Here is a 3,156-nt window from a genome sequence, read left to right on the forward strand (position 1 = left end):
AAGCATAGATAAAATACGTGCCATTTGGATCACCATGGGCCACCACTTAGTTATCCAGGATAACAGTGAATCGGCGCTTGATGCCTATGTGCGTCGCATGACGCTACGCAGTAAAAATGAGGGCGTTGATGCCACCCCATGGATGACAGAACCGCAAGCCTACAAGGTACTTGAAAGTCTGAAAAACTGGCATAAGCGCGTACTTATCGAGCGCATTATTGCCCGTGGTGAGCGTTTAAAAATGAATGAAAACGGCACTCGCCCTGCAAGTTATGAAGTGATTGTTGCCCAGTATGAGGGCCACCTATGAAACTCTGCCGTTGCCCTGTATGCCACAGTAATATCCACTTAGATGCCTTAGTGAATGACGATGCGGCGCGCGAGCTGCTCGCCACACTTGCACCGATGGACGGTGCCACTGGGCGGATTCTAATGAACTACATCGGCTTATTCCGCCCCGTAAAAAGCGACTTGAGTTTTAACCGTGCGCTCACACTGGTGAACGACACACTGGCGCTAACCTCAAACCGAGACTGGTTACGTGCGGCGTTAGAAGAGACGGTGATCAAGCTTCGCGCAGCCAGAACCGAAGGTAATGCAAGGCCACTAACCAACCACAATTACTTAAAAAAAGTGCTTGAAAGCATTAGCCAGCACTCAATTACCCCTGTGGCTGCGCCCGCTGCAAACGCAAAGCCAAGCTATGAGATCACCAGCTATGGCCGTCCTGAAAGCTTGGCTGAAACCAAAGCCAAGTTTGATGCACAGATGGCGCAATTTAAGGCAAAAGCTAAGAAGACCAAGGCAACAGAACAAGGAGGCACCAATGCTGAATGAACAAGGTGAACAACTGGATTTACTTTCGACCAGTGCCGCTGAACTTGAGCAAGCATTGGCGACATTAGCCACACTCAAGCCAGATGAGCGTGAGGATTTTATTCGTCGCTGGCCTTCAACACTCCAAAGTCTCTGTGATGTGATGCGTGTGACGCTTAAGCAACACAATATTGACAATGCAGATCGTGTGAGTGAGGATCTTGCGACTAGCTTAAGCGCGTACTTTGGCGGCCGCGATATGTATATCCCCAATGGGGAAAGTCTTAAAAAAGCCTTGCGCGATATCAAGATTTGGCGCGAGTTTAAGGGCAACAACCTTGAGCAATTAAGCCGTGATTATGGTTTAACCGAGCGAAGAGTGAGCGAGATTGTGGCCGAACAGCGCGCGGCATTTGTGGCAAGAAAGCAAAGGCGGTTGTTTTAAATGTTATAACAAACAGATAAAGTAGCTGTCATGTTGATGAAAACAAATGCTAATTCATTAGGTTATAGTGATATTTATAAGGACGTAAAATGAATACTAAACTCAAAACTTTTACATTGTCACTCGTAGCTCTACTCATTACAGGCTGCTCAAGTATGACTAAATACTATGCTGGTTATGAGCCTCATTCTAAAGTAGAGGTTAAACTAGATACTTTTAACGGTAACTATATTATTAGCAGCACTCAGGTTGGGCTCACAGCTAATATGATAAGAGATAATCCATCTTTTATATCTGCACTGAAATCCCCTAAAAGTGATGATATTTCCATTATTGCAATGACATATTTGACGTCTGACAACAGTTTTTATCCAACCTTTGCTGAAGATCAAGAGGGGAAAAAATTCGAGACAAGCCAAGTTTGGACTGATCTGAAATGCGATAAAAGCACTGGTTTTTATGCTTGTCGTTGGATAACGCAAGTCGCCACAGTAATGAAATGGGAGGATGTAAAAGAGAAGCTTATTAAGCCTGTTGGAGTATATCTATTCAGAATACACGGCAATGGTCAGGCTGATACAGCCATACACTCATGCCAAGTGTGGGAGGTTGCTTCTGAGCTAAATCGCCTTAAAGGAATAACAACTCCTGTAAGTGATTTTGGTGGTCAAGGCTGTTATAAGTAATCCCGAAACCTTTCCAATCCGCTCCAAACCCTTAAGCCGAGACAATGAACCCATGTTCACTGTCTCGGTTTTTTTATGGCCTTTGTCACCCACAACAACTATCGCAGCGGCGTTAACAGTATGCCGATTGCGAATGCGCAGCCCAAACGCATACAAAACCGAGTCTATCGCCAGTGCGCCAAAGACGGTTTTAATGCCCGTATCAAGGCGGAGTTATCAGGCAATGTACCTACCGTCGTGCCTTTGTATAGCAACAGTCTCACCCGCCAAAGCTACTTTGAACAAGGCTGGCATGCCGTCACTCACCTCCATGTTTTAAAAGCCCGCGAGCAACGCAAGGCACAAGTTATGGCGGTGCCTAATGAACAGTAAACTCAAGGCGATTTTAGTCGCCGCAGGTTTAAGCTCTGCAGCCATTACGGGCGCTACCATTACCGATAAATGGGAAGGCAATAGCCTGAGCGTCTATGTCGATGCCGTGGGTGTACTGACCGCCTGTCGTGGCCATACGAGCAAAGACTTAAAGCTTTGGCAAACCTTTACCGAGCAGCAATGCATGGAGATTTTTGCCAAGGATATCGCCAAGGAAGATAAGCAGTTGCTCAGCCTCACCGCGCCCGTAACGCTCACCCACAGCGAGCACGCCGCCTATTTATCGTTTTTGCACTGGGCAGGATATGGCAACTTTGCTAGCTCAACCTTGCGTAAAAAGCTGTTAGCTGGCGACAGAGTGGGCGCGTGCAAAGAGCTAACCGAAGCCTGTTCAACCAATAAGCAAACGGGTGAGCGCGTCTGTAATGGCTGGACGTATGGCACCGACCTATTCGGTAACAAGGTGCGCCTAAATGGCCTCATCAAGCGCCGTGTAGAAGAGCAAGCCATTTGCCTAAGCGAACTCATGGCCGGAGGGATAACGCAATGACGCCCTCCCAAATTAGTATCGCCATTCAATGGTTGATTGTGTCGCTTTTTGTGGCAGTGCTTTGTTTAGCTCAATACCAATTAGCCACGACAAGAAGCCAACTTACCCAAGCGCTCGCGGATAAATCAACGCTGCAAACCGATGCTGATAACTTGGCTGATAGCTTGCGCAAATCCAATGCCGATAAGGCCGCATTAGCGGCTGAGTCAGAGCAGCTTGCCTTGCAATTACAGCAAGTATCGCTGCAAAAGGCAGAGCTAATGGGCCGCCATCACGCCCTTAAAAAT

General features: G+C 47.2%; 6 protein-coding genes and 1 pseudogene. All 7 read left to right on the top strand.

Annotated elements, in window-relative coordinates; translation table 11 throughout:
- A partial coding sequence (locus FW758_RS24105) for a phage protein GemA/Gp16 family protein (RefSeq protein ID WP_446446778.1) occupies positions 1–310 on the top strand: 310 nt, incomplete at its 5' end.
- The gene (locus FW758_RS24110; protein ID WP_263256583.1) at positions 307–837 is read left to right on the top strand and encodes a hypothetical protein; all 531 of its coding nucleotides are present in this window, start codon (positions 307–309) and stop codon (positions 835–837) included. The genes FW758_RS24105 and FW758_RS24110, both read left to right, overlap by 4 nt.
- Positions 827–1,261: a Mor transcription activator family protein gene (locus FW758_RS24115; RefSeq protein WP_446446779.1), complete on the top strand. Its 435-nt coding sequence runs from the start codon at positions 827–829 to the stop codon at positions 1,259–1,261. The genes FW758_RS24110 and FW758_RS24115 overlap by 11 nt, the downstream gene beginning before the upstream one ends.
- 89 nt (positions 1,262–1,350) lie before the next feature.
- A complete protein-coding gene (locus FW758_RS24120) occupies positions 1,351–1,947 on the top strand; it encodes a hypothetical protein (RefSeq protein ID WP_446446780.1) in 597 nt (198 codons plus the stop codon).
- A 75-nt stretch (positions 1,948–2,022) separates the two neighbouring features.
- Positions 2,023–2,319, top strand: a complete 297-nt coding sequence (locus tag FW758_RS24125) for a hypothetical protein (protein ID WP_446446781.1) — start codon at positions 2,023–2,025, stop codon at positions 2,317–2,319.
- Positions 2,309–2,869 carry a lysozyme gene (locus tag FW758_RS24130; protein ID WP_446446782.1) on the top strand — a complete coding sequence of 187 codons (561 nt, stop codon included), beginning with the start codon at positions 2,309–2,311 and terminating at the stop codon, positions 2,867–2,869. Before FW758_RS24125 ends, FW758_RS24130 begins: the two co-directional genes overlap by 11 nt.
- A pseudogene (locus FW758_RS24135) lies at positions 2,866–3,156 on the top strand (hypothetical protein); the annotation flags it as partial. The gene FW758_RS24130 and the pseudogene FW758_RS24135, both read left to right, overlap by 4 nt.

This window comes from Shewanella sp. 1180_01, assembly GCF_052850535.1.

Bases quoted from the DNA above. Each gene is read 5' to 3' on its own strand.
- FW758_RS24110 (WP_263256583.1), top strand. From the start codon at position 307: ATGAAACTCTGCCGTTGCCCTGTATGCCACAGTAATATCCACTTAGAT.
- FW758_RS24125 (WP_446446781.1), top strand. From the start codon at position 2,023: ATGGCCTTTGTCACCCACAACAACTATCGCAGCGGCGTTAACAGTATG.
- FW758_RS24115 (WP_446446779.1), top strand. From the start codon at position 827: ATGCTGAATGAACAAGGTGAACAACTGGATTTACTTTCGACCAGTGCC.
- FW758_RS24130 (WP_446446782.1), top strand. From the start codon at position 2,309: ATGAACAGTAAACTCAAGGCGATTTTAGTCGCCGCAGGTTTAAGCTCT.
- FW758_RS24120 (WP_446446780.1), top strand. From the start codon at position 1,351: ATGAATACTAAACTCAAAACTTTTACATTGTCACTCGTAGCTCTACTC.